Source organism: Pseudomonas sp. R5(2019), assembly GCF_009905435.1.
Classification (GTDB): Bacteria; Pseudomonadota; Gammaproteobacteria; order Pseudomonadales; family Pseudomonadaceae; genus Aquipseudomonas.
In genome coordinates this window covers 80,668-104,411 of record NZ_JAAAMT010000018.1, presented here as the reverse complement: position 1 = coordinate 104,411, position 23,744 = coordinate 80,668, and the positions used below count along the sequence as shown (strand labels likewise).

Here is a 23,744-nt window from a genome sequence, read left to right as displayed (position 1 = left end):
CAATGTTAAAGAGGTATAGCCGGGTACTTAATAGTGCCTTTGTAGAGGCTTGAGCCGTGTGCTGGGAAACTCGCATGCACGGTTCTTAGGGGGTTGGACGCGGGTAACCGCGTCTGACTACCCGACCGTGCGATCCGGCCCTTCGTTATCGGAAGAAAGAACTGGCCGTTCAGTGACACGCCCAAAGGTGTCATTACTCGGCAACCTCTACCGCAGTAATGGTCAGCTGGCCTTCTGCATTCAATTCAGCGCACAGGTGCACATCAGCTGGCGCGACCACACCGTCGTCCATGATCGCGCCAGAAAACTCGGCTAGACAACTGTCGATATTCTGCTGATCGCTGAGAAACTTCACCAGCGCATAGGCTTCGCACAAGGCTTGGTTCCAGTTGTTCCCTGTGAAAGTAATCATCGTGGTTCACCATCGTTATATTGCCGCGACTCGGCTTCGATTTCAGGCAGTATGGGCGATTCTTCAATTTCCCGCATGCCGATAACTTTGTCAGCAGCGTCCCGGGCAAGACCCAATGCCGGTCAGTTAAGGCGCAGAACATGTGGGAGCGGATTTATCCGCGAACGAAAACACCGCGGTTTTTCAGGCATTACGCGTCATCGTTCATTCGCGGCGGTCCGGCGATCCGGTAAATCCGCACACAGGTTTATCGGCGCTCCATTCCTTAACTGACTGGCATTGGGGCAAGCCCGGTTCCTACGATAGGCGCGAGGTTTGTCAGCAGCCTGAGGTATGGCCGATCTTATATCGGCCATACCTACCGATCATCCCGGCAGTCGAATCACCGTTTCCCGGAAACCGATGAATACTGGGTCTTATGCGAGTGCTGACGAGTTTTCATAAGGCTCAAGGCGATGATGACGATCGTCAATGCTGCGGTAGACAATACCTCATTGCGATGCGCGGGCATGGCGATCATGACGCCCAGCGCAAAGATGATGAAAGCAATCACCAACCAAGTCAGCCAAGGAAACAGCCACATCCTGAATTCGATTCGGGCATTGGACTTTTCAAGCTTTGCTCGCATACGCAATTGTGAAAAGGCAATCACCAGATAGACGAGCAATGCAATGGCACCCGAACTGGCCAGCAGAAACGCGAATACTTCAGACGGTGCGAAGAAATTCAATGCCGTCGTCGCAATACCTATTGCCGTACTGGCGATCACCGCGGCCCGAGGCACGCCCGCCGATGATGTGCGCTGGAGGAATCCGGGCGCTTCATTGCGCTTGCTCAGCGAGTAGACCATTCGAGAGGAAATATAAATCGCCGAGTTCAAGCAACTGGCAACAGCGAACAGTACGACCACGTCAACCATCATTTTTGCATGGGGTATGTTCATGATCTCCAGTGCTCGTTGATACGACCCTTGAACGGGCAGCAAAGTATCATTCCACGGCACCACGGAAATAATCACGAAAATCGAGAGCAGATAAAAAATACAGATCCGCCAGATAACCGATTTTGTAGCCCTTGCAATATTTTTCGCAGGGTCCTTGGATTCTGCCGCTGCGATGGTCACCGCCTCGGTGCCGACAAAGCTGAACATCGTGGTCAGCAGAGCGCCGATGATCGCCTCCCAGCCGTTGGGCATGAAGCCGCCGAAATCAGACACAAGACGAGCGACGCCACTGACCTCCCGCCCCGGCAACCAACCCGCGATGGCACAGGCGCCGAGCCCGATGAACGATACGATCGCCACGACTTTAACCATCGCAAACCAAAATTCGAATTCGCCGTACTTGGCGACACTGAACAAGTTGGTGAGGGTCAGCAGTGCCGTCACACTCACAGCGAACATCCAGGTTTCTATCTGGGGAAACCAACTATTGAGCACGACCCCGGCCGCGATGGCTTCGAGCGGTATTACCAAGACCCAGAACCACCAGTACAACCAACCAATTGTAAACCCCGCCCAAGGCCCTATCGCTTTATCGGCGTAAGTAGAGAATGACCCTGTGTCCGGGGAAGCGACTGCCATTTCACCGAGCATTCGCATGACGAACACCACTAATAACCCGGCCAAGGCGTAGGCGACTATGGCTGAAGGTCCTGCCGCAGCAATCGCATGACCCGAACCAATAAAAAGTCCAGCACCAATGATACCGGCAATGGAAAGCATCGTGACATGGCGCTGTTTGAACCCAGGTGACAAGTTGTCACCTTTCGATGCGTCTGTATTGATCGACATGAGTAAGCCCTTATTTTTTTTATGAAGGCACGCTACCGAGGCGCCGTGACAAGCATCACAGCGATAAGCCTGGAATTTAAACAGTCTATTTCTAATGCGGGAATTTAGTCTGGCGACAGGAAAGCGCCGGGTATTGGGTTGTGCGATTTATAAGAAAACATAGTGCACCTTTTATAATTATGATCTTCATCATAATGCCAACTCCTTATGAGCCATCCTCATGCTAAGGCCTTCGATCTTCGGTCGAAGCGACTCAAAGCGGCATGCTTTGTCCTGTTTGCGACATCGCCAGGCGAGAACGATCAATAGGCGCATGGCTTGATTTACACGCTACCGCTGACGAGCGGCACGACACTCAAATCAGACCTGCGCTACTTTGATAGTGATGGCGAGGGGCACACTAGCGTTGATAATCGTTTTCTCGGAGCGATGTTGAGCTGTCCTCCTCCGGGCACTCCCTGGACGTGGCCTACCAGAATCAAGACGGCAAGACCGGACTGCCCTTCCTTCTGGTCGCCGATCCGTGGGCACTCAATAACGGTATTTACTTCCACTTTGTCGATGAACATCGGGCACTGATCAATTATTCCTTCAAATTTTGGTAACCCCCAACGAAAGCGGGCACTGCGCCCGCTTCCATTTCTGTCTCAGGAGACTCGTCATGCATGTAGACTCTGCCATCCGCTCTCGTAAATCGGTCCGCCGCTTCCTCTCTGGACACATTCCTCGCCCGTCGATCGAGCGCATACTGGAGCTGTCTGCTCGCGCACCGAGCGGCAACAACGTACAACCCTGGCATGTCCATGTGCTGACAGGCGCCGCCAAACAAGCGCTGTGTCGCGATATCCTCGAGGCGGCTGCAACACAAAGCGATGAACATACTCCTGAATATCAGTATTACCCGGACCAATGCTTTGAGCCTTACTCAGGTCGCAGCCGCGAAGTGGGCGTCGATCTCGATGAAGCCCTGGGGATCGCGCGTGGCGATCTGGAGGCTCGCGAGCGTCAGACTTTACGTAATTACTTGTTCTTCGATGCCCCTGTCGGGCTATTGATCAGCCTTGATCGTCGACTCAATACCGGTAGTTACATGGATCTCGGCATGTTTATGCAGAACATCATGCTCGCCGCGCGAGGCCAGGGTTTTCACACTTGTGCCCAAGCAGCTTTTGCGTGGTATCACAAGATTGTGCGCCAACACCTCCCTCTACCGGATGACCACATACTGGTCTGTGGAATCGCTTTAGGGCACGAAGATCGCACTGCGCCTGAAAATAATTTCAACACTGCACGTGAACCGATTGCCGGTTTCACTACCTTTCATGGCTTTGATCAATGAGTGGTACTGTCTCAGAGACAACTCACTTCTGACGTTAGCTCCCAGTGACCCCCTCCTCGATCTTCGTCACGACTCGACGCATGGCCCCCAGATATCGGCGGGCCGCTTCTTCGATGGGCATCGCCTTGGCGATGTACACCAGATTCAAACACCCCATGACCCGTTGCCCCTGCAGGATCGGCGTGGCGATGGCGGCAATTTTTCGCTCCTTCCCCCAGTGCGCATAGTTCTCACCGTAACCTTTGTTCAAGGTGTGCTCGACCAGTCGTTCGATAAAGCGCCGGTCTCGGGCCAGCACCGATTGCTCGTCGTCCCGGCTGATCATGATTTCGATCAATTCCTCACGCTCGGCAGCCGGGCAAAAGGCGAAGTACGCCCTCCCCGTCGCCGTCATCAGCAACGGCAGCCGCCGGCCCACCATGGAGCGGTGGAACGACAGTCGACTGAAGCGGTGGGTCGTCTCGCGAATGACCATGGCATCGACGTCCAGCGTGCACAGGTCGGTAGGCCAGACCACTTCCTGCAGTAACTCACCGAGCAAGGGCGCGGCGATGGAAGAAATCCATTGTTCATCGCGAAACCCCTCACTGAGCTCACGGACTTTCAACGTCAGTCGATAGCTGTCATCCGACTCGCTGCGCCGCACATAGCCCTCGGCCTGCAAGGTCTCCAGCAGCCTGCGCACGGTGGTGCGATGCAGCCCGCTGTGCTCGGCCAGTTGCGCCGTGCTGGCACCGCCATCGAAGCGATTCAAGCCATTGATCAGTGCCAGGCCACGGATCAGACCGCGCACGGCCTTGTATTCGGTTTCGCTCATACAGCACCCATTTATTCTTGTTAATCAACGATGTGCACTCAGTGCACGGTAGCAATGATCGTCGTTGTCCGCCAGCGAGGCGGTTCCCATACTCCAGCCGACAAGAAAGCCAATAAGCCTCACGGAGATAACCATGAGCACTTTGCCTGAACACCCCTCGCCCGCGCAGCCCTTGCAAGCTGACATCGCCATTGTCGGTGCCGGCCCCGTCGGCCTGATGATCGCCAACTACCTGGGCCAGTGCGGCGTCAGTGTGGTGATCATCGAAAAGCTCGACCGCCTGATCGACTACCCCCGCGCCATCGGCCTGGATGACGAAAGCCTGCGCACCTTCCAGGCCGTCGGTCTGGCCGAGCGCGTCTTGCCTCATACCACTCCCTGGCATGCCATGCGCTTCTTGACACCCAAGGGTCGCTGCTTCGCCGATATCCAGCCCAAGACCGACGAGTTCGGTTGGTCCCGGCGTAACGCTTTCATCCAGCCGTTGGCTGACCGTGTGCTGTTCGAGGGGTTGCAGCGCTTCGACAATGTACGGGTACTGTTCTCTCGTGAGCTGTGCGCTTTCCAGCAGGACGAACAGGGCGTTGTGCTTGATCTGCAAGACGCTGACGGCCGCAGCGAACAATTGCAGGCGCGCTACCTGATCGGCTGCGATGGCGGCAACAGCCTGGTACGCCGCAATCTGAATATCGCCTTTGAAGGCAAGACCGCACCGAACCAGTGGATTGTGGTCGACATCGCCAACGACCCGCTGGGCACACCGAACGTTTACCTATGCTGCGACCCGGTACGGCCCTATGTTTCGGCGGCGCTACCCCATGGCGTGCGGCGCTTCGAGTTCATGGTCATGCCCGGAGAAACCGAGGCAGAGCTGAGCCAGCCGGCCAACATGCGGCGCCTGCTGAGCAAGGTTTTGCCTGATCCGGATCGGGTCGAGCTGATCCGTAGTCGGGTGTATACCCACAACGCACGGCTGGCTGGCAAGTTCCGTGTCGAACGGGTGCTCCTGGCCGGCGACGCCGCGCACATCATGCCGGTGTGGCAAGGCCAAGGCTATAACAGTGGCATGCGTGATGCCTGCAACCTGGCCTGGAAACTGGCGCTGGTGGTCAAGGGCCTGGCCAGTGACGCGCTGCTCGACAGCTACGAGCAAGAGCGCCGTGACCACGCCAAGGCGATGATCGACCTGTCGGTACTGGCCGGCCATGTTTTGGCTCCGCCCAAACGCTGGCTGGGTACCGTGCGCGACGGCGTGTCCTGGCTGTTGAACTACGTGCCGCCGGTCAAGCGCTACTTCCTGGAAATGCGCTTCAAGCCCATGCCGCAATACCATGCTGGTGTGCTGGTGGCCGCCTCCTCCGAGGTCAAGGACTCACCGGTCGGGCGCATGTTCATCCAACCCAAAGTGCTGACCGACACAGGCGCCGAAGTCCTGCTGGACGAGGTCATCGGCAGCCGTTTCGCGATCATCGCCTGGGGCAGCGATCCCACCTGGGGCCTGAGCCCCGAACAAGTGGCGTTCTGGCGCAATCTGGGGACTTGCTTCATTCAAGTTCTGCCCAGCGTTCAGCTCAAGGCTGCGCGTGCGGTCAGCGAAGACGTCATTCGCATCGGTGACAGCACGGGTCGCCTCAAGGAGTGGTTCGGTCGTTACCCCGCCTCCATCGCCTTGGTACGCCCGGACCGGTTCCTCGCTGGCCTGGCCATCCCGCAAACCCTTGGCACCGTCTGTGACGCTCTGGCCAAGGCTGTGTCAGCAACGCCGCAAACGGCCGTCGCGCCGAGCATGAGCAAGGTGGCCTGAAATGAGTGCCTACTTGCAATGCCTGTCCCATACCCCGTTGGTGGGTCATGTGGATCCGCTGCCTGCGGTGCTGGCCGAGGTTGACGGCGTGGTGGCCGATGCCCGGCAGCGGATTGCACAGTTCGATCCCGAGTTGGTGATTCTGTTCGCACCGGATCACTACAACGGCTTTTTCTATGACGTGATGCCGTCGTTCTGCCTGGGCATGGCGGCCGAGGCGATTGGCGATTTCGGCACTGCTGCCGGTCCGCTCAGTGTTCCCAGGGAACTGGCCGAGGCTTGCGCCACTGCGGTATTGGACGCAGGCGTAGATATTGCCGTGTCTTATCGCATGCAGGTCGATCACGGCTTTGCCCAGCCGCTCGAACTGCTGCTCGGTGGCCTCGATCGTTGCCCGGTGATCCCGGTGTTTATCAACGCGGTGGCGGCTCCGTTGCCGTCTTTCAAGCGCGCCCGCTTGCTCGGCGAAGCCATCGGGCGCTTCGCCAAATCCTTGAACAAACGGGTGCTGTTGCTCGGCTCCGGTGGCTTGTCGCATCAGCCGCCGGTGCCGGAGCTGGCCAAGGTCGATGCGCGCATGGCCGATCGGCTGATGGGCAGTGGTCGGGACCTGCCGGCCGCGGAACGCGACGCCCGCCAGCAGCGGGTGATCCTCGCCGCCCAACGGTTTGTCGAAGACCCGCACACGCTGCATCCGCTGAACCCCGAGTGGGATCAACAGTTCCTCGACACCCTCGCCCAAGGCCGCCTGGCCGAGCTCGACGAGCTGAGTAATGACAACCTGTCGGCACTGGCCGGCAAGTCGACGCATGAGGTGAAAACCTGGGTTGCGGCCTGCGCCGCACTCTCGGCCTTTGGCCCCTATCAGGCGAGTGACCGCTACTACCGACCGATCCCCGAATGGATCGCCGGTTACGGCGCGCTCACTGCCCAGTCTTCGGTTTGAGATCGTTACGACTTCGCCACGTCCTCCATTGAATTCAAGGAATTATCTAATGAGCACTACCTGCCAAAGCTTGACCGAAGCCAGCACCAGCCACTTCGCCCGCATCCAGGAAGGCGACCTCGACCTGCAGATTCACTACAACGATTGCGGCCAGGGTGCCGAGACGGTGGTGATGCTGCACGGCTCTGGCCCAGGCGCCAGTGGTTGGGCCAACTTCAACCGCAACATCGAACCCCTGGTCGAGGCGGGTTACCGGGTGATCCTCATGGACTGCCCGGGTTGGAGCAAGAGCGACCCGATCGTGTGCCCAGGCTCGCGCTCGGACCTCAATGCCAACGCCCTCAAGGGCCTGCTCGATATCCTCGGTCTGGAGCGCGTGCACATCCTCGGTAACTCCATGGGCGGCCACAGCGCCGTGGCCTTCGCCCTGAGCCACCCGCAGCGCGTGGGCAAACTGGTGCTGATGGGTGGCGGTACCGGCGGGGCGAGTTCGTTCGTGCCGATGCCCACCGAAGGCATCAAGTTGTTGCAGGGGCTGTACCGCGAGCCGACCGTCGAGAACCTGAAGAAGATGATGAATGTGTTTGTCTTCGACACCAGCGACCTGACCGAGCAGCTGTTCCAGACCCGCCTGGACAACATGCTGTCGCGTCGCGAGCACCTGTCCAATTTCGTCGAGAGCCTGAATATCAATCCCAAGCAGTTCCCCGACTTCAGTCCGCGTCTGGGCGAAATCAAGGCACAGACGTTGGTGATCTGGGGCCGCAACGACCGCTTCGTACCCATGGACACCGGCCTGCGGCTGATCGCCGGGATTCCCAACTCCGAACTGCACGTGTTCAACAGCTGCGGCCACTGGGCGCAGTGGGAGCACGCCGACAAGTTCAACCGCATGGTGCTGGACTTCCTCAGCCACTGATCGAGGTAATGCATGAACATCACTCAACACACCCTGGACCAGTTGGCCGGCGCCTTGCGCCAGGCCGAACTCGACGGTAAGGCGATCGAGCCGTTGCGCGGTCTGATCGGTGAAGACAATAGCGCAGCGGCCTACGCCATCCAGCGGCTCAACGTCGCCCATGGCGTGGCTAATGGGCGCCGCGTGGTCGGGCGCAAGATCGGCCTGACCAACCCCAAGGTGCAGGCCCAACTGGGCGTGGACCAGCCGGACTTCGGCACGCTGTTCGCCGACATGTGCTACGGCGACAACCAGGTCGTACCCGTGCATAGCGTGCTGCAGCCGAAGATCGAAGCCGAAATAGCCTTGATCCTCGAACGGGATCTACCCCGTGCCGACACCAGCTTTGCCGAGGTGATGGCGGCGACCGGCTGGGTGGTGCCGGCGCTGGAAATCGTTGGCAGCCGGGTGCAGAACTGGAACATCCGCTTCGTCGATACCGTGGCGGACAACGCCTCCAGTGGCTGCTTCGTGCTCGGCGGTCCGGCGCGGCGTCTCGATGGCCTCGACCTGCGTCAGGCCAGCATGCGCATGACCCGTAATGGTGAAGAAGTGTCCAGCGGCAGCGGCGCCGAATGCCTCGGCCATCCCCTCAACGCCGCCGTCTGGCTGGCCCGCACCATGGCCCGCCTCGGTGATCCGCTCAAGGCCGGCGACATCATTCTCACCGGTGCCCTGGGACCCATGGTACCGGTGGCCGGCGGGGATCGTTTCGAGGCCGAGATCGAAGGCATCGGCCGGGTCGGTGTGGACTTCAAGGTAGAGAGTAGCGCCGAGTGATTGGCGACGTGCATGCAAATGAGGCAACAATAATGAATAAGTTCAAAGTCGCCATCATCGGTTCCGGCAACATCGGCACCGACCTGATGATCAAGATCCTGCGTAACGCCCAGCACCTGGAAATGGCGGCCATGGTCGGCATCGACCCGGCTTCCGACGGCCTGGCCCGCGCCCAGCGCATGGGCGTGGCCACCACCCACGAAGGCGTTGAAGGCCTGACCCGCCTGGACGTGTTCAAGGACATCGACTTCGTCTTCGATGCCACCAGTGCCGGTGCCCACGTGAAGAACGATGCCTTTCTGCGCTCGATCAAACCCGGCATCCGCCTGATCGACCTGACGCCCGCCGCCATCGGCCCGTACTGCGTGCCGGTGGTCAACCTGGAACAAAATCTCGACCAGCTCAATGTCAACATGGTCACCTGCGGCGGCCAGGCGACCATCCCGATGGTGGCGGCGGTGTCGCGCGTGGCGACGGTACATTACGCCGAGATCGTTGCATCGATCGCCAGCAAATCCGCCGGCCCCGGCACTCGAGCCAACATCGACGAGTTCACCGAGACCACCTCCCAGGCCATCGAAGTGATCGGTGGTGCGGCCAAGGGCAAGGCGATCATCGTGATGAACCCGGCCGAGCCGCCGCTGATGATGCGCGACACGGTGTTCGTGTTGTCCGAAGCGGCCGATCAGACCGAGGTCGAGGCCTCCATTGTCGAGATGGCTGCCGCCGTGCAGGCCTATGTGCCAGGTTATCGGCTGAAGCAAAAAGTGCAGTTCGACGTCATCCCTGAAAACGAACCACTGCACATCCCCGGCCTGGGCAAATTCTCCGGCCTCAAGACCTCGATCTTCCTCGAAGTCGAAGGCGCCGCCCATTACCTGCCAGCCTACGCCGGCAACCTCGACATCATGACCTCCGCTGCCTTGGCCACCGCCGAGCGCATGGCGCAGTCGATGCTGAACGCCTGAGGAGACCGACATGACTTTCAATCCCGGTAAAAAGCTCTACATCTGCGACGTGACCCTGCGTGACGGCAGCCACGCGGTGCGTCACCAGTACTCGCTGCAGAACGTGCAAGACATCGCCCGCGCCCTGGACAAGGCCAGGGTCGACGCCATCGAAGTCGCCCACGGCGATGGCCTGCAAGGTTCGAGCTTCAACTACGGCTTTGCGTCGCACACCGATCTGGAGTGGATCGAGGCTGCCGCCGATGTCATCCGCCACGCCAAGATCACCACCTTGCTGTTGCCCGGTATCGGCACGGTGCATGACCTGAAAGCGGCCTACAACGCCGGTGCCCGGGTGGTGCGCATCGCCACCCATTGCACCGAGGCGGATGTCTCGAAACAGCACATCGAGTATGCCCGCGAGCTGGGCATGGATACCGTTGGCTTCCTGATGATGAGCCATATGATTGCTCCCGATCAGCTGGCGCAACAGGCCAAGCTGATGGAAAGCTACGGTGCCACCTGCGTGTACATGGCCGACTCCGGTGGCGCGATGAACATGCAGGACGTGCGCGAGCGCTTCCGTGCGTTCAAGGCCGTGCTCAAGCCGGAAACCGAAACCGGCATGCACGCCCACCACAACCTCTCCCTGGGCGTGGCCAACTCGATCACCGCCGTCGAGGAAGGCTGCGACCGCATCGACGCCAGCCTGGCGGGCATGGGGGCCGGTGCCGGTAACGCACCGTTGGAAGTGTTTATCGCCGCCGCCGACCGCCTGGGCTGGAACCACGGCACTGACCTCTACACCTTGCTCGATGCGGCCGACGACATCGTCCGCCCGCTGCAAGACCGCCCGGTGCGGGTCGACCGTGAAACCCTGGCCCTTGGCTATGCCGGCGTCTATTCGAGCTTCCTGCGCCATGCCGAAATCGCCGCCGCCAAGTATGGCCTCAAGACCCTCGACATTCTGGTCGAACTGGGCAAGCGGCGCATGGTCGGCGGCCAGGAAGACATGATCGTCGACGTTGCTCTCGATCTGCTCAACCGCTGACAGCGTGCACCACACCGGCTGGCCGCCCACGCGCGGTCAGTCGGCCCTGTTTTGCCCACTACAACAATAAAACGGGTATTGCCATGACTTCATCGAACCTGACAACACCGCTTCACCAGGTGCGGACCATCGGTCTGTGTTTCCTCGTAGCCCTGATGGAAGGCCTTGATCTGCAGGCCGCCGGCATCGCTGCCCAAGGCATGGCGGTGGCTTTCGAGCTGGACATACTGCACATGAGCTGGGTGTTCAGCGCCGGAATTCTAGGCCTGCTACCCGGTGCGTTCGTGGGCGGCTGGCTGGCCGACCGCATCGGCCGCAAGCGCGTACTGATGGCCTCGGTTGCCCTGTTCGGGCTGTTCTCCCTGGTCACGGCCGTCGCCTGGGACTTCAGCAGCCTGCTGACGGCTCGCTGCCTGACCGGTGTCGGCCTGGGCGCCGCCCTGCCCAACCTGATCGCCTTGAGCAGTGAAGTGGCCGGCCCGCGCCTGCGCGGCAGTGCAGTGAGCCTGATGTACTGCGGCGTGCCGTTGGGCGCGGCGCTGGCGGCGAGCATCGGTATTGCCGGTTTTTCCGGCGGCTGGCAAGTGGTGTTCTACGTCGGCGGCCTGGTGCCGCTGTTGATCGTGCCTCTGCTGGGGCTATACCTGCCGGAGTCGCAGCAGTTTCGCAGCGCCCAGGGCGTGGCGCCCATCGGCGTGGTCCAGGGCCTGTTCCGCGAGGGCGCGGCCCTGCCCACCGCACTGATCTGGGTCAGCTATTTCTTTACCCTCATGGTGGTTTACATCCTGATCAACTGGCTGCCCAGCCTGTTGATCGGCCAGGGCTTCAGTGGCCGTCAGGCCAGTTGGGTGATGCTCGCCCTGCAGCTGGGCGCCGCAGTCGGTACCTTGCTGCTGGGCTGGGTGATGGACCGGCTGCCGGCCTGGGCACTGTCGGCACTGATCTACCTGGGCATCCTCGCCTCGCTGACCGCCCTGGGCCTGGCCAGCCGCCTGGAGAGCATGCTGGTGGCCGGCTTCATCGCCGGCTTTTTCGCGACCGGCGGGCAGTGCGTGCTGTACGCCCTGGCGCCGCATTTCTATCGCCCTTCGGTGCGCGCCACAGGCGTGGGCAGCGCGGTCGCCATCGGCAGGCTGGGCGCCATGAGCGGCCCGCTGGTGGCAGGCAAGATGCTCGCCCTGGGCACCGGCACAGCCGGGGTAATGCTGGCCTCGGCGCCGGGAATCGTCATCGCCGCGGCGGCAATGTTCTACCTGTCGGTCCGGCGCAAGGGCCTTCAGCCCGACTGACAACGCCCCCGAAACACCCCGCGCCGGGACGGCGCGGGCTTATCCCTACAACAATAAAAAGTGAACACTTGCATGCTCAAGAATCCTCTTCGGGCGTTCGCCGCCTGCACCTGCGTTTTATCCATTGGCCAGGCTTGCGCCAACGGTTTTATCGATGACAGCCACGCCGATCTGGTGATGCGCAACTATTACTTCGATCGCAACTACGTGAACGCAACGCCCCAGGCGGCCGCCCGCGAATGGGCCCAGGGTTTTATCCTCAACCTGCGTTCAGGCTATACAGAAGGGCCGGTGGGGTTCGGCCTGGACGCCAAAGGCCTGCTGGGTGTGCGCCTGGATTCCTCCCGCGCTCATACGGGTACCGGCCTGTTGCCGTACAACCCCAGCACCCGGGAGCCCGCCGATGAGTATTCGGAGCTGGGCCTGACGGCCAAGGTCAAGGCATCGAAAAGCGAGCTGCAACTGGGCACCCTCAGCACTTTACTGCCAATCGCCTTCGCCAGCCCTACCCGCCTGCTGCCACAGACATTCCGCGGCGCGTACCTGAAATCCCAGGAACTCGATCGCCTGACCCTGCACGTCGGCTGGCTGGACCGCATCAACCTGCGCGACTCCACCAATTACCAGAAAATGTCGGTGGGCGCACCCAACGGACGCTTCAACGGCGCCGCCGAGTCGGATCGCTTCGTCTTCGCCGGCGGCGATTACGCCTGGTCACCGCAACTGACCCTCAAGTACTACCACGCAGAACTCGCTGACATGTACCGCAAGGACTTCTACGGCTTTGTCGACAATCGCCCTCTGGGCCCCGGCAGCCTGAAAAGCGATTTCCGCCTGTTCGTCACCGGCGAGGACGGCGCGGCCAAGGCAGGTCCCGTGGACAACCAGAATGCGGCGCTGATGCTGACCTATGCCCTGGGGTCCCACAAGTTCGGCGCTGGCTACATGCACCTGACCGGCAAGACCGCCATGCCCTACCTGTTCGGCACCGAGCCGCTGGTGATCACCGAGGGCACCCTGAGCTCCGAGTTTCTGAACCCCAAGGAGCGCAGTTGGCAGGTGCGGTATGACTACGATTTCGCAGCCCTGGGCGTTCCGGGGCTCAATGGCATGCTGCGCTACGTGAGTGGCGACAATATCGAGTTGGCCAGGTTGGGAGGCTCCAACCTGACGGAGAGCGAAAAGGATATCGAGGTGTCCTACGTGCTGCAGGGCGGCACCCTGAAAGGCCTGGCCCTGCGGGTGCGCAACGCCTGGTACCGCAACGACTTCAGCGCACAGGCCAGCCATCGGGATGACAATGAACTGCGGGTGAATATCGATTACACGTGGAAGTTGTGGTGAGACCGGCCCGCGATTATTTGCACATCTGGGCAATGCCAGTCAGTTAAGGTGAGATCCATGTGGGAGCGGATTTATCCGCGAATGAAAACACCGCGGTTTATCAGGCATTGCGCGGCGCCTACATTCGCGGATAAATCCGCTCCCACAGGTTTTCGGCGCTCCATTCCTTAACTGACCGGCATTGGGCATCTGGGGGCATGTTTTTCGACAATCAATGAAGAGGAGATCAGTAATCGCGCTGACTACGCCGTTTCACGCGCTGCCCGATCAACCGATCAATCATCGTCATCGCACTTGATCTCTTTCTTGTACTCCTCTCGCTTGGCTTCGATCTTGACCTTGCAGCCGTGCTCCCAGAATTCGTCTTTCCACTCGCCGCGACGCCAACTTTTGCCGCGGCCATTCGGGCATTTGATCTCTTCCTTGTATTCATCGTCTTTGGATTCGATCTTGACCTTGCATGGCCCGTCCCTGTACTCGTCCTTCCACTCGCCACCCTCGCGTCCGTCTCGCCAGTGATCCGCTGACGCTGGCGTCAACATGACTGAGCCAATTGCAGCCACCACCCACATACCCACCATGGGTCTCACGCTCATCTCACCACCTCTGCAATAAAAGACACTACTCGGCAGGCCAGGCTTTCCCGTAGCCCACCGTATCAGCGTCTTGATAGCAACGGTGTGCCTGCAGGTGATACGACAATGATCTGCGGCCGGTTTCTCCTATTGCGAGAAAAAACAGCGTGCTAATCGTCGGAAAGGAAAGATTGTCGGTAGAGGGCTGCGGTTGTGCGGCCCTCCTTCGCCCCTCTCACTTTCCGAGACTCTCGCTACCGCTGACAGCCGCCTGCCGCCCGCGCTGCAGGTCGACGCTGGCCAGGATCAGCAGGCCGACAACGAAATAGCTGCCGGTGATCAGCATCGCCAGGCGGTGATCGCCGTCGGACAGCCAGCTGGTCAAGCCGTAAGTCATGGGGCCGAGGATGGCCGACAGTTTGACCGCCAGCCCCCAGAGGCCGAAGAACTCCGCCAGGCGGGTCGGCGGCGTCAGCAAACCGACTATCGCGCGGCCGGCCGATTGGCTGGCGCCCATGCACAGGCCGGCGAGGTTGGCCGCCAGCCAGAACAGCCCGGGGCCGCTCGCGACCCAGGCCAGACCGACCATGCCGAGCCAGCCCAGCAGGGTCAGCGCCAGCGTGGTGCGATGGCCGAGGCGATCCTGCAGCCAACCGAACAGCACCGCACCGATGGAGGCCGTGATATTCACCACGAAGATCATCAGCAGCGTGTCCTGGGTACTGAAGCCCATGACCTGATTGGCATAGATGGCAGCCAGGGCGATCACCGCCGAGATACCGGCCTGGTAGCAGACGGTACAGGCAAGGAAGCGCAGCAGGTCACGATAGCGGTCGGCTTCGCGCAGCGTCTGCGCGAAGCGCGCTAGCGCTGCTTGCGCGATAGGCGTGTCGGCGCGCCGTGGCTGCGGCTGGCTGCGTTCGCGCAGGAACAGGAAGGTCGGCACGCTGGCTATGGCGAACAAGGCCGCGGTGATCAACATGCACACCGGCACGAACTGCGCCGCCGTCTGGCCCTGCGCCTGGGCCCAGCTGACGAAGGCCAGGCAAGTGCCCAGGCTGACCAGGCCGCCGATATAGCCAAACCCCCAGCCCCAACCGGACACCTTGCCCAAGGCCTCTGCACGGGCGAGTTGGGGCAGGAAGGCGGCGATCAGGTTCTCGCCGCTGCCGAAGCAGAAGTTGGATAGCACGATGAAAAGGATCGCGACACCGAGCTCCCCCGGCCCGGCCAGCGCGAGTCCAGAGGTGAAGACGACGCAACCGACCGTGCTGAACAGCAGCAGGCGCTTCTTGCAGGCGAAGGCGTCGGCGTAGGCGCCGATCAGCGGCGCGGTCAGGATGATCAGGACATAGGAGAGAGCGGTGGCGCTGGTCCAGGCCAGCGTACCCCAGGCTTCGCCCTTGGCGACCACCGCGACGAAGTAGGCGTTGAACACGGCAGTGATCACCACCGTCGTGTAGCCGGAGTTGGCGAAATCGAACATCGCCCAAGCCCAGATTTCTCGGTGTGTCACTCCGGGGGCAAGGCTGGCTGACATGGTGATTTCTCTGCAGACGCTGCGTCCTATAGAGCCTAGCCCCGGCTCACTCATCCTGCGAGCGCTTGCGTTCATGATGGCATTCCCAGTCGCCGCGATAGGCGCATAATGGCAATTGGCAAGGATCTACACACAGAGTGTCCTGTCATGAGGGGCCGCCGATGTCTCGTCCGTCTCCAGAAACCCGCGCCGTTCCCCGTTCCGATGGGGACGCGGAAAAATTGCTCGAAATTGTCCAGCGCACCGTGGTCGAGTTGCGCCCGCAGGCGGCACAAGGTTTGCAAGTCACCTTGCACAGCGTGCTGGACCGGGACCTGGGCATAGACAGCCTGGCCCGGGTCGAGCTCTGGTCGCGCATCGAGCACGAATTCGGTGTGCGATTACCGGAAGCCCTGTTTGCCTCGGCGGACACCCCCGCCGATGTACTGCGCGTGTTGCACAGCAGACAGGGCGCCGAGGCGGTACGCTCGTTGCCCTCCAGCGAACCCGGCGAGGCCCCGACAGCAATGGGGCAGACGCCGGACGCCGCGCGGACCTTGATCGAGGTGCTGGAATGGCATGTGCGCCATCAGCCCCAGCATCCCCATGTGCGCCTGCTGGGTGACAGTGACCAGCCGGAAGACATCAGCTATGGCGCTTTGCACCAGGGCGCCCTGGGCGTTGCCGCAGGGCTGCAACGCAGTGGCTTGCACGCCGGTCAGACCGTGGCCCTGATGCTGCCCACAGGGCGCGACTTTCTCTATGGTTTTTTCGGCATCCTGTTGGCCGGTGGTGTGCCGGTGCCCATCTATCCACCGCTGCGCCTGTCGCAGATAGAGGATCATCTGCGCCGCCAGGCCGGTATCCTGCGCAACGCAGAGGCCAAAGTGCTGATTACCGTGACGCAAGCGAAGCTGCTCGCCCAGCTGCTCCGGCCACAGGTCCCGAGCCTGACTCGCATTGCCAGCGTGGCCGAACTGACCGCCGAGGGGGACGAGTGCGTCACACCTGCGCGGCAACCGGATGACATCGCCTTCCTGCAGTACACCTCGGGCAGTACTGGCCAGCCCAAGGGCGTGATGGTCAGCCACGCCAATCTGCTGGCCAATCTGCGCGCCATGGGTGGGGCTCTGAAGGTGGGGCCACAGGACGTGTTCGTCAGCTGGTTGCCCATGTACCACGACATGGGCCTGATCGGTGCCTGGCTGGGTAGCCTGTATTACGGCTACAGTCTGGTGTTGATGTCGCCGCTGGCTTTCCTCGCGCGGCCGGCGCGTTGGCTATGGGCCATCGACCGCTTCCGCGGCACGTTGTCGGCGGCGCCCAACTTCGCCTACGAACTGTGCCTGAGCAAAACCACTGACGGCGACCTCGAGGCTCTGGACCTGAGCAGTTGGCGCTTGGCCTTCAACGGTGCCGAGCCGGTCAGCCCGGATACCTTGCAGCGCTTCGCCGAGCGTTTCGTTCGTTACGGCTTTGCACCCACCGCGATGGCACCCGTCTATGGGTTGGCCGAGGCCACGTTGGGCGTGGCCTTTCCTCCCTTGGGCCGAGGGCCGCTGATCGACCGGGTGCAGCGCGAGGCGTTCCAGACCCACGGCAAGGCACTGCCTGCCGAAGCGGACGCCAGCGCAACGCTGCGCTTCGTTTCCAGCGGCCGGCCGCTGCCGGGCCATCAGATTCGCATCGTCGATGGCAGTGGGGTCGAACTCCCCGAGCGCAGCGAAGGTCACCTGCAATTCAGCGGGCCGTCCACCACCGGTGGCTACTACCGTAACCCCGAAGAGGCTCGCCGGGTGCTGCGCAATGGCTGGTTCGACTCGCTCGACTTCGCCTACATGGCCGGCGGTGAGGTCTATCTGACTGGCCGCGCCAAGGACCTGATCATCCGTGCCGGGCGCAACATCTACCCCTACGATGTGGAAGCGGCGGTCGGCAATTTGCCCGGACTGCGCAAAGGCTGCATAGCGGTGTTCGGCAGCCCTGACCCGGCCACCGGTACCGAGCGCCTGGTGGTGTTGGCGGAAAGCAATGAGAAGGAAGCTGCCGCACGGCAACGCCTGCAGCAGGAGGTCAACCGCATTGTGGTCGACCTCACCGGTGTGGCACCCGACGATATCGTACTGGCGCCACCGCATAGCGTACTCAAGACCTCCAGCGGCAAGATTCGCCGTGCTGCCAGCCGCGAACTGTATGAGCGCGGCGAAGTCGGTCGGCCGCACCTCGCCGTATGGCGCCAGCTACTGCGCCTGGTGCTGCAGGCCGTACGCGGGCATTTCGGCCGCAGCTGGCGGACCTGCCGCGCCGCGCTGTATGCCGCTTACATCTGGCTGCTGTTCTGCCTGGTCACACCGCTGACCTGGCTGGGCGTCGCGCTCCTGCCGCGCCAGCGTTGGTGCCGCAGCTTTACCCGCGCGGCCGCACGGCTGTTCTTGCGCTTGGCGTGGGTGCCGTTCAACGTCACGGGGCTGGAGCGCCTGTCTGAGTCAGGGGTCAGTCTGCTGGCCGTAAACCATGCCAGCTACCTCGACGGCGTCATTCTCTGCGCGGCCCTGCCGCCGCGGTTCAGCTTCGTTGCCAAGCGCGAACTGGCTGACCAGTGGATCGCCGGCCTGTTCCTGCGCAAGCTCGGCGCCCGCTTCGTCGAACGCTTCGACCTGCAGCGCAGCGCCGCAGACATCGAGCCCCTCGCCGAGGCGCTACAGGCTGGCCAGTCCCTGGTGTTCTTCCCCGAGGGGACCTTTACCCGCGAGCCAGGCTTGCGCACCTTCCACATGGGCGCCTTTGTGCTCGCCGCGCGTGCCGGCGTGCCGCTGCTGCCGGTCGCCATCCGCGGCACGCGTACAGTACTGCGCGACGGTCAGTGGTTCCCGCGCCACGGTGCAATCCACGTCAACGTCTGCCCCCCGCTGTTGGCGCAGAGGCCGGGCTGGACGGAGGCAATCAAGCTGCGGGATGCAACGATAGCGGTGCTGCTGGAGCACCTGGATGAATCGGAACGGGCCCAGCGCGCAGGTTAGGAGGTAAATGCTCACACTGCTGGATTTGCGCTGGAACGAAAAAAAGACCCGAAGGTCCTCAGACTGCTGACAAACTCAAATCTACCTGCTGGATTCGACTGTAGGAGCAAGGCTTGCCTGCGATGCAAGCGCCGCTATGTATCAGGCAGACAGCGGCGCCTGCATCGCAGGCAAGCCTTGCTCCTACAGGGGGTTTGTCAGCAACCTGAGGACCCGAAGGTCCTTTTTTCAACGATTTACAGAATTCAAAAGAACTCTGCAAACCTCAAGTCTTCAAAACAAGGCATCCAGTACCCGGTAATAGGTAATGCCAGCGGCAAGATAGAGGCGCTGTAACGCATGAAATGGAATTCTGCGCAGCGGCGTGATCGGGAACGGGAAGTCCTGCGTAACCCCTGACAGCTTTGCTGCCAGATGCCTGCCTAACGCGGTGGACAGCGCAATGCCACGACCGTTGTAGCCGAGCAGGATCGACAACCCGGGGGCAGGTTCGTGAACATGCGGCAGAAAGGTCTGGGTCAGAGCAACCCGACCACTCCAGCGATACTCGACAGGAACATCCGCCAGTTGCGGGAACAGCGCACTGAGCGAACGCTCCAGGTGTCCCCAGTCGCTCTGTCGCGAAGGTTCCGAGAATGGCCCACGCCCCCCAAGCAGCAAACGGCCCTGCGCATCTTGCTTGAAATAGAGCAGCAAGCGCCGTGAATCCGAACAGACCTCGCCACCCGGCAGGATGGTCTTGCGTATTGCCTGCGGGAGCGGACGGGTGGCGATAATGAAGCTATTGGCCGCGACGACGGTCTGGCGTAAACCGGGCCACAGGTCATCGGTATAGCCATTGGTGGCCAACAGCACCCGCTGCGCATTGATCTTGAATCCTTGCGCAGTGGACAAGTTCCAGCCTGATCCCTGTCGCTGCAGCCCCGTGACACGACTGTGACCGTGAATCATCGCGCCCTGCCCCATTGCGGCCTTCGCCAGGCCACGGGCATAACTCAACGGATGCAGGCTGCCGGCTCGCGGGTCGACCCAGCCACCCAGATAGTTGTCAGTGCCAATGCGCTGACTGACCGCTGCCCGGTCCAACAGCTGCGCCTTGACCCCCCGTCGTTGCCATTGCGCGGCGCGTTGCTCGATGGCCTTCATCGCGGTGGCTGAACAGGCCGGTTGAATCCAGCCTTTTTGGGTCGCATCACACTCGATGCCATACTGGCGGATCAACGAAAACACTTCGTCTGCGGCTGAACCGGCCGCACCGATCATCGCTTCGGCACGGGCCGGACCGAATTTGGCGTGCAATTGCTCCGGGTCGAACTTCAACCCTGGAATCACCTGTCCGCCGTTACGCCCCGAGGCCCCCCAGCCCGGCTCGCCAGCATCCAGCACACAGACGCTGACACCCGCTTCAGCCAATCGCAACGCCGTCACCAGACCGGTGTAGCCGGCACCGACGATGGCTACGTCCACTTGTTTGTCTTCAGCCAGCGCCGGCGTTTCCACCGCCGGTGACGCAGTCGCGGCCCAGAGAGAGGCTGGCAGTTGAGGTGCGAAAGGTGCATTCATGCCGGCACCTCCCCGCTGTGGTTGAGCAGTCGGCGGAGAAAGTCCTGCGTGCGTGGATGCGCAGGCGTACTCAGCACCTCCCCGGGCGGCCCTGTTTCGACGATCTTGCCACTGTGCAGAAAACACACCTTGTCGGCGACGTCTCGAGCGAAAGCCATCTCATGCGTCACCACGATCATCGTCATGCCCTCGTCGGCGAGTTTGCGCATCACCGCCAACACTTCGCCGACCAGTTCCGGGTCAAGCGCCGAGGTCGGTTCGTCGAAGAGGATCGCCTGGGGGTTCATCGCCAACGCTCTGGCAATGGCGACACGTTGCTGCTGACCACCGGACAGTTCGTCCGGGTAGGCATTCATCCGATGGGACAAGCCGACCTTTTCCATCAGCGCCTCAGCATTCTTGCGGGCGGCCTGAGGGTTTTCCTTCTTCACGTAGATCGGCCCCTCCATGACATTTTCCAAGGCCGTGCGGTGCGGGAACAGATTGAAGCGCTGAAAGACCATTGCCACCCGGCTGCGAATGTCGTGGATGCTCCTGGCACTGCGGTCGACACGTTCGCCGCTGACCAGAATGTCGCCCTGATCATAACTTTCCAGGCCATTGATACAACGCAGTAACGTGGACTTCCCCGACCCCGAAGGGCCGATCAGGCACACCACTTCACCACTGTTGACTTGCAAGTCGATGCCTTCGAGGACCGCCACGCTGCCGTAACTCTTGTGAATACCCTTGATCTCGATCATGACGTTCTCCGGGTGCTGAAGCGTGCTTCCAGACGACGCAGCGCAAAGGACAGTGGCAGGCTCATCGCGAGGTAGAGCAATGCCACCAGGGTGTAGACCGTCATGTTCTCGAAGGTCGAGGAGGCGATCAGTTGCCCCGCGCGCGTCATCTCGGCCACGGTGATGGTGGAGACCAGCGAGGAGTCCTTGAGCATCATGACCAGCGTATTGCCATAAGGCGGCAAGGCAATACGGAATGCCTGGGGCAGCACCACTCGCCGCATCACCATCGCACCGCGCATCCCCAGGGATTCTGCGGCCTCGATCTGCCCTTGCTGAATGGCCTGGATACCGCCCCGAAAGTTTTCTGCCTGATACGCCGAATAAGCGATCCCCAGGCCAATGATACCGGCCTGCATTGCGGTCAGCTGGATGCCGAATTCGGGCAGGACGAAATAGATATAGAACAGCTGCACGATGATCGGCAGACCGCGAATGATGTTCACCACGCTAATGGCGAACAAGGCGATCGCACGTATTTTCGAGACCATCATCAGGGCGAAGAGCAGCCCGATCAGCGAGCTGAGTACAAACGACCCGGCCGTCACTTGAACAGTGACCACCGCCCCTTTGAGCAAGATGGGGAGGAAGTCCAATGCGTTCTGGAGAATCATAAGGCTACCCACGAAACAATGAGTGGAACCGCCCGCCATCGCGGGCGGGCGATGGAACCATCAGTTGAGTTTCCACTTCTCGATGATGCGTTCGAGCGAACCATCAGCCTTGATCGCAGCGATGCCTTTGTTGACCTGCGCAAGTGTTGCAGTGTCACCCTTGCGCACGATCAGGCAAACGTCACCCATCACCACTGGCTGGTAGCTCGGTACCAGATGGACCTTGTTCTGGGTGCCCTGAGCCAATTGGTAGGCGACGATCGGGCGGTCGGCGAAGCCTGCCTTGATACGGCCAAGCGCCAGGTCACGCATCAGATCGGGGATCGAGTCATAGCCGCGGACTTCCTTGAAGACGCCACGCTTGTTCAACTCGTCGATGAACACGGTGCCGACCTGGGCGCCTACTACCTCACCGGCCAAATCCTCCATCCGGGTGTAGGGCGTTTGATCGTCGGCCCTGACGATCAGACCCTCGCCATAACTGAAGACCGGATCGGAATACTGCACCACCTTTTCCCGCGCCGGCGTTCGGAGCATGGCAGCGGAAATCAGGTCAATCTTGCTTGAAGTCAGTGACGGAATCAGCGAAGCGAAGGTGGTCTGCTGGATCTCCACCTCAAATCCACCGGCCTTGGCCACCGCCTGTGCGGCGTCGACCATCATGCCCTGGATGCTCTGGCTTTTGACGTCGAGAAAGGTGAAGGGAATACCCGTTGCGGTTGCGCCGACCTTGTAGACAGGCTCGGCGACGACATTGGCTGAAGCGATGCCGGTAGTCAGAGCAACAACGAATGCGAGTGCACGAAAGCGAGTAAGCATGGCGTATCTCCCATTGGACGCTTTTTTTGTATTAAGTCCGGTATGGATTGCCCCAGTTGAATGGCAGGAGGCTCGAAACAACTATAAACGCTTTACAAGAATCGTAAAGAGATTTATTAATATCGACTATCGATACGAAATAAGCAAAACACAAAGGATCTGCCATGAGCGATAACCCTCATCCCCTGTTCAATCAGTCACTGGAAAAAGGCCTGGCAGTGCTGCGGGCATTCAACGCATCCCGGCGCACGATGAATCTGGCGGAGATCGCGCAAGCGGCAGACATCAACAAAAGCTCCGCGCAACGCATGATCCACACCCTGGAGGAGCTGGGTTATGTGCGTAAACATCCGCAGACCAAGCGTTTCCAGCTGACCCCGAAGGTCATGGAGATCGGCTACAACTACCTGGCTGCCGACACGCTGGTTGACGTGGCCAACCCGTTCCTTGCCGAGCTGGCGCAGGCCACCGGGGAAACGACCAATCTGACCGAGCCCGACGGGCTGGACATGGTTTATGTCGCACGGTTCGTAGCGCCAAAATTCATCCCTATCCACATGCCCATCGGCAGCCGCATACCGATGTACTGCACCGGCTCCGGACGGGCCTATCTCAGTGCTCTGCCAGGCAGCGAGCCCGTCGCTGCACTAGAGGCCAGTGAGCGCAAACAGCACACCCAATACACCCTGACCGCGATAGACGACATCCTCGAGCAAATCGAAGCCACACGGCGCAAGGGCTATGCCATCAACAAAGAGGAACTGTTTCTCGGCGACATGACGATTGCTTCCCCGATCATTGGCAGTCAAGGCTTGCCGGTCGCCGCAGTACATGTGGTGGTGCCTACCAGCCGCTGGACCATGGAGGAAGCCGAGCGCAAGCTGGCGCCAGCGGTGATCGAATGCGCGCGCGCGATACGGACCTCGATAAGGACCCTCTAGCCGGTTAGCGCAGTTGTGCTGACGTAGGTCATCAGGGGAGCGAGGGGCGCCATGGCGCTCGATGTAGGCCAAAGCGGCGCATAACGTGCGGCGCGCCCGAACCTGAACGGAATCGAAGTTCAGGCCTGGGTGTTGTCCAGGATGAACTCAATCAGCGCTCGGGATGCGGCTGATAATTGCCGGTGAGGCGGGTAAATGATCGAGAATGGCCGACTGCGCCCGCTCAACTCTGGAAGTATTTCCACCAATTGCCCCCGCTGCACTCTGTCCCGGATGATGAAGTCATAGGTCTGGCAGATACCCAGACCGCTTTCGGCCAGCGAAACGATTCCCAGCACATCATCCGAAACCTCCACATTGGCTTGCGGCAGCCATTCGATATTTTTCCCGTCAAGGCAGAACAACCACGGCCCGATCTTGCCACTTCAGACC

General features: G+C 61.0%; 20 protein-coding genes and 1 pseudogene. 11 read left to right on the top strand and 10 right to left on the bottom strand.

Annotated elements, in window-relative coordinates; all coding sequences use genetic code 11:
- Positions 1-193 precede the first annotated feature (193 nt).
- On the bottom strand, positions 194-412 hold the full coding sequence (locus GUY40_RS14200; protein WP_166569575.1) for a hypothetical protein: 219 nt from the start codon (positions 410-412) through the stop codon (positions 194-196).
- Positions 413-794: 382 nt separating this feature from the next.
- Positions 795-2,204 (bottom strand): GABA permease, encoded by a 1,410-nt coding sequence (gabP, locus tag GUY40_RS14195; RefSeq protein WP_166569574.1) that lies wholly within the window; start codon positions 2,202-2,204, stop codon positions 795-797.
- 661 nt (positions 2,205-2,865) lie between these two features.
- On the opposite strand from gabP, the gene GUY40_RS14190 reads away from it, so the two are divergent.
- Positions 2,866-3,543 (top strand): nitroreductase, encoded by a 678-nt coding sequence (locus tag GUY40_RS14190; protein ID WP_166569573.1) that lies wholly within the window; start codon positions 2,866-2,868, stop codon positions 3,541-3,543.
- A gap of 34 nt (positions 3,544-3,577) precedes the next feature.
- Here the strand turns inward: GUY40_RS14190 and GUY40_RS14185 are convergent, their stop codons facing one another.
- Positions 3,578-4,360, bottom strand: a complete 783-nt coding sequence (locus GUY40_RS14185; protein ID WP_166569572.1) for a DNA-binding transcriptional regulator — start codon at positions 4,358-4,360, stop codon at positions 3,578-3,580.
- A gap of 133 nt (positions 4,361-4,493) precedes the next feature.
- Here GUY40_RS14185 and GUY40_RS14180 point away from each other — a divergent pair, with 133 nt between their 5' ends.
- The 8 genes from GUY40_RS14180 (at position 4,494) to GUY40_RS14145 (ending at position 13,479) form a co-directional block, all read left to right on the top strand.
- The gene (locus GUY40_RS14180; protein ID WP_166569571.1) at positions 4,494-6,164 is read left to right on the top strand and encodes a bifunctional 3-(3-hydroxy-phenyl)propionate/3-hydroxycinnamic acid hydroxylase; all 1,671 of its coding nucleotides are present in this window, start codon (positions 4,494-4,496) and stop codon (positions 6,162-6,164) included.
- 1 nt (position 6,165) lies between these two features.
- The gene (gene mhpB / locus GUY40_RS14175) at positions 6,166-7,110 is read left to right on the top strand and encodes a 3-carboxyethylcatechol 2,3-dioxygenase (RefSeq protein WP_166569570.1); all 945 of its coding nucleotides are present in this window, start codon (positions 6,166-6,168) and stop codon (positions 7,108-7,110) included.
- Between the two features lie 49 nt (positions 7,111-7,159).
- Positions 7,160-8,029 (top strand): alpha/beta fold hydrolase, encoded by an 870-nt coding sequence (locus GUY40_RS14170; protein WP_166569569.1) that lies wholly within the window; start codon positions 7,160-7,162, stop codon positions 8,027-8,029.
- A gap of 12 nt (positions 8,030-8,041) precedes the next feature.
- Positions 8,042-8,848: a 2-keto-4-pentenoate hydratase gene (mhpD, locus tag GUY40_RS14165; RefSeq protein ID WP_166569568.1), complete on the top strand. Its 807-nt coding sequence runs from the start codon at positions 8,042-8,044 to the stop codon at positions 8,846-8,848.
- A gap of 32 nt (positions 8,849-8,880) precedes the next feature.
- The gene (locus GUY40_RS14160; RefSeq protein ID WP_166569567.1) at positions 8,881-9,816 is read left to right on the top strand and encodes an acetaldehyde dehydrogenase (acetylating); all 936 of its coding nucleotides are present in this window, start codon (positions 8,881-8,883) and stop codon (positions 9,814-9,816) included.
- Between the two features lie 10 nt (positions 9,817-9,826).
- Entirely contained in the window at positions 9,827-10,846 is a 1,020-nt protein-coding gene (dmpG, locus tag GUY40_RS14155; protein ID WP_166569566.1) for a 4-hydroxy-2-oxovalerate aldolase, read from the top strand.
- A gap of 83 nt (positions 10,847-10,929) precedes the next feature.
- Positions 10,930-12,135: a 3-(3-hydroxy-phenyl)propionate transporter MhpT gene (mhpT, locus tag GUY40_RS14150; protein WP_166569565.1), complete on the top strand. Its 1,206-nt coding sequence runs from the start codon at positions 10,930-10,932 to the stop codon at positions 12,133-12,135.
- Positions 12,136-12,207: 72 nt separating this feature from the next.
- Complete coding sequence (locus GUY40_RS14145; RefSeq protein ID WP_166569564.1) at positions 12,208-13,479, top strand: OprD family porin; 1,272 nt, start codon at positions 12,208-12,210, stop codon at positions 13,477-13,479.
- Positions 13,480-13,754: 275 nt separating this feature from the next.
- Here GUY40_RS14145 and GUY40_RS14140 read toward each other — a convergent pair whose 3' ends face one another.
- Both GUY40_RS14140 and GUY40_RS14135 read right to left on the bottom strand, forming a co-directional pair.
- Positions 13,755-14,075: a hypothetical protein gene (locus tag GUY40_RS14140; protein WP_166569563.1), complete on the bottom strand. Its 321-nt coding sequence runs from the start codon at positions 14,073-14,075 to the stop codon at positions 13,755-13,757.
- Between the two features lie 214 nt (positions 14,076-14,289).
- A complete protein-coding gene (locus GUY40_RS14135) occupies positions 14,290-15,594 on the bottom strand; it encodes an MFS transporter (RefSeq protein WP_166569562.1) in 1,305 nt (434 codons plus the stop codon).
- Positions 15,595-15,755: 161 nt separating this feature from the next.
- Here GUY40_RS14135 and GUY40_RS14130 point away from each other — a divergent pair, with 161 nt between their 5' ends.
- Positions 15,756-18,593, top strand: a complete 2,838-nt coding sequence (locus GUY40_RS14130; RefSeq protein ID WP_256675743.1) for an AMP-binding protein — start codon at positions 15,756-15,758, stop codon at positions 18,591-18,593.
- Positions 18,594-18,866: 273 nt separating this feature from the next.
- Here GUY40_RS14130 and GUY40_RS14125 read toward each other — a convergent pair whose 3' ends face one another.
- Genes GUY40_RS14125 through GUY40_RS14110 form a run of 4 tightly spaced genes read right to left on the bottom strand, consistent with a single transcriptional unit; the run spans position 18,867 to position 22,371 of the window.
- Entirely contained in the window at positions 18,867-20,156 is a 1,290-nt protein-coding gene (locus GUY40_RS14125; protein WP_166569561.1) for an FAD-binding oxidoreductase, read from the bottom strand.
- Positions 20,153-20,899 (bottom strand): amino acid ABC transporter ATP-binding protein, encoded by a 747-nt coding sequence (locus GUY40_RS14120; RefSeq protein WP_166569560.1) that lies wholly within the window; start codon positions 20,897-20,899, stop codon positions 20,153-20,155. The genes GUY40_RS14125 and GUY40_RS14120 overlap by 4 nt, the downstream gene beginning before the upstream one ends.
- A complete protein-coding gene (locus tag GUY40_RS14115) occupies positions 20,896-21,552 on the bottom strand; it encodes an amino acid ABC transporter permease (RefSeq protein WP_166569559.1) in 657 nt (218 codons plus the stop codon). Before GUY40_RS14115 ends, GUY40_RS14120 begins: the two co-directional genes overlap by 4 nt.
- A gap of 60 nt (positions 21,553-21,612) precedes the next feature.
- Positions 21,613-22,371 carry an ABC transporter substrate-binding protein gene (locus GUY40_RS14110; protein ID WP_166569558.1) on the bottom strand — a complete coding sequence of 253 codons (759 nt, stop codon included), beginning with the start codon at positions 22,369-22,371 and terminating at the stop codon, positions 21,613-21,615.
- A gap of 164 nt (positions 22,372-22,535) precedes the next feature.
- Here GUY40_RS14110 and GUY40_RS14105 point away from each other — a divergent pair, with 164 nt between their 5' ends.
- Complete coding sequence (locus tag GUY40_RS14105; RefSeq protein WP_166569557.1) at positions 22,536-23,312, top strand: IclR family transcriptional regulator; 777 nt, start codon at positions 22,536-22,538, stop codon at positions 23,310-23,312.
- Between the two features lie 119 nt (positions 23,313-23,431).
- Here GUY40_RS14105 and GUY40_RS14100 read toward each other — a convergent pair.
- Positions 23,432-23,737: pseudogene (locus GUY40_RS14100) on the bottom strand (LysR substrate-binding domain-containing protein); the annotation flags it as partial.
- Between the last annotated feature and the right edge of the window lie 7 nt (positions 23,738-23,744).

Excerpts from the sequence above, each read along its gene's own strand:
- GUY40_RS14200 (WP_166569575.1), bottom strand. The coding sequence starts at position 412 with ATGATTACTTTCACAGGGAACAACTGGAACCAAGCCTTGTGCGAAGCC.
- gabP (WP_166569574.1), bottom strand. The coding sequence starts at position 2,204 with ATGTCGATCAATACAGACGCATCGAAAGGTGACAACTTGTCACCTGGG.
- GUY40_RS14190 (WP_166569573.1), top strand. The coding sequence starts at position 2,866 with ATGCATGTAGACTCTGCCATCCGCTCTCGTAAATCGGTCCGCCGCTTC.
- GUY40_RS14185 (WP_166569572.1), bottom strand. The coding sequence starts at position 4,360 with ATGAGCGAAACCGAATACAAGGCCGTGCGCGGTCTGATCCGTGGCCTG.
- GUY40_RS14180 (WP_166569571.1), top strand. The coding sequence starts at position 4,494 with ATGAGCACTTTGCCTGAACACCCCTCGCCCGCGCAGCCCTTGCAAGCT.
- mhpB (WP_166569570.1), top strand. The coding sequence starts at position 6,166 with ATGAGTGCCTACTTGCAATGCCTGTCCCATACCCCGTTGGTGGGTCAT.
- GUY40_RS14170 (WP_166569569.1), top strand. The coding sequence starts at position 7,160 with ATGAGCACTACCTGCCAAAGCTTGACCGAAGCCAGCACCAGCCACTTC.
- mhpD (WP_166569568.1), top strand. The coding sequence starts at position 8,042 with ATGAACATCACTCAACACACCCTGGACCAGTTGGCCGGCGCCTTGCGC.
- GUY40_RS14160 (WP_166569567.1), top strand. The coding sequence starts at position 8,881 with ATGAATAAGTTCAAAGTCGCCATCATCGGTTCCGGCAACATCGGCACC.
- dmpG (WP_166569566.1), top strand. The coding sequence starts at position 9,827 with ATGACTTTCAATCCCGGTAAAAAGCTCTACATCTGCGACGTGACCCTG.
- mhpT (WP_166569565.1), top strand. The coding sequence starts at position 10,930 with ATGACTTCATCGAACCTGACAACACCGCTTCACCAGGTGCGGACCATC.
- GUY40_RS14145 (WP_166569564.1), top strand. The coding sequence starts at position 12,208 with ATGCTCAAGAATCCTCTTCGGGCGTTCGCCGCCTGCACCTGCGTTTTA.
- GUY40_RS14140 (WP_166569563.1), bottom strand. The coding sequence starts at position 14,075 with ATGAGCGTGAGACCCATGGTGGGTATGTGGGTGGTGGCTGCAATTGGC.
- GUY40_RS14135 (WP_166569562.1), bottom strand. The coding sequence starts at position 15,594 with ATGTCAGCCAGCCTTGCCCCCGGAGTGACACACCGAGAAATCTGGGCT.
- GUY40_RS14130 (WP_256675743.1), top strand. The coding sequence starts at position 15,756 with ATGTCTCGTCCGTCTCCAGAAACCCGCGCCGTTCCCCGTTCCGATGGG.
- GUY40_RS14125 (WP_166569561.1), bottom strand. The coding sequence starts at position 20,156 with ATGAATGCACCTTTCGCACCTCAACTGCCAGCCTCTCTCTGGGCCGCG.
- GUY40_RS14120 (WP_166569560.1), bottom strand. The coding sequence starts at position 20,899 with ATGATCGAGATCAAGGGTATTCACAAGAGTTACGGCAGCGTGGCGGTC.
- GUY40_RS14115 (WP_166569559.1), bottom strand. The coding sequence starts at position 21,552 with ATGATTCTCCAGAACGCATTGGACTTCCTCCCCATCTTGCTCAAAGGG.
- GUY40_RS14110 (WP_166569558.1), bottom strand. The coding sequence starts at position 22,371 with ATGCTTACTCGCTTTCGTGCACTCGCATTCGTTGTTGCTCTGACTACC.
- GUY40_RS14105 (WP_166569557.1), top strand. The coding sequence starts at position 22,536 with ATGAGCGATAACCCTCATCCCCTGTTCAATCAGTCACTGGAAAAAGGC.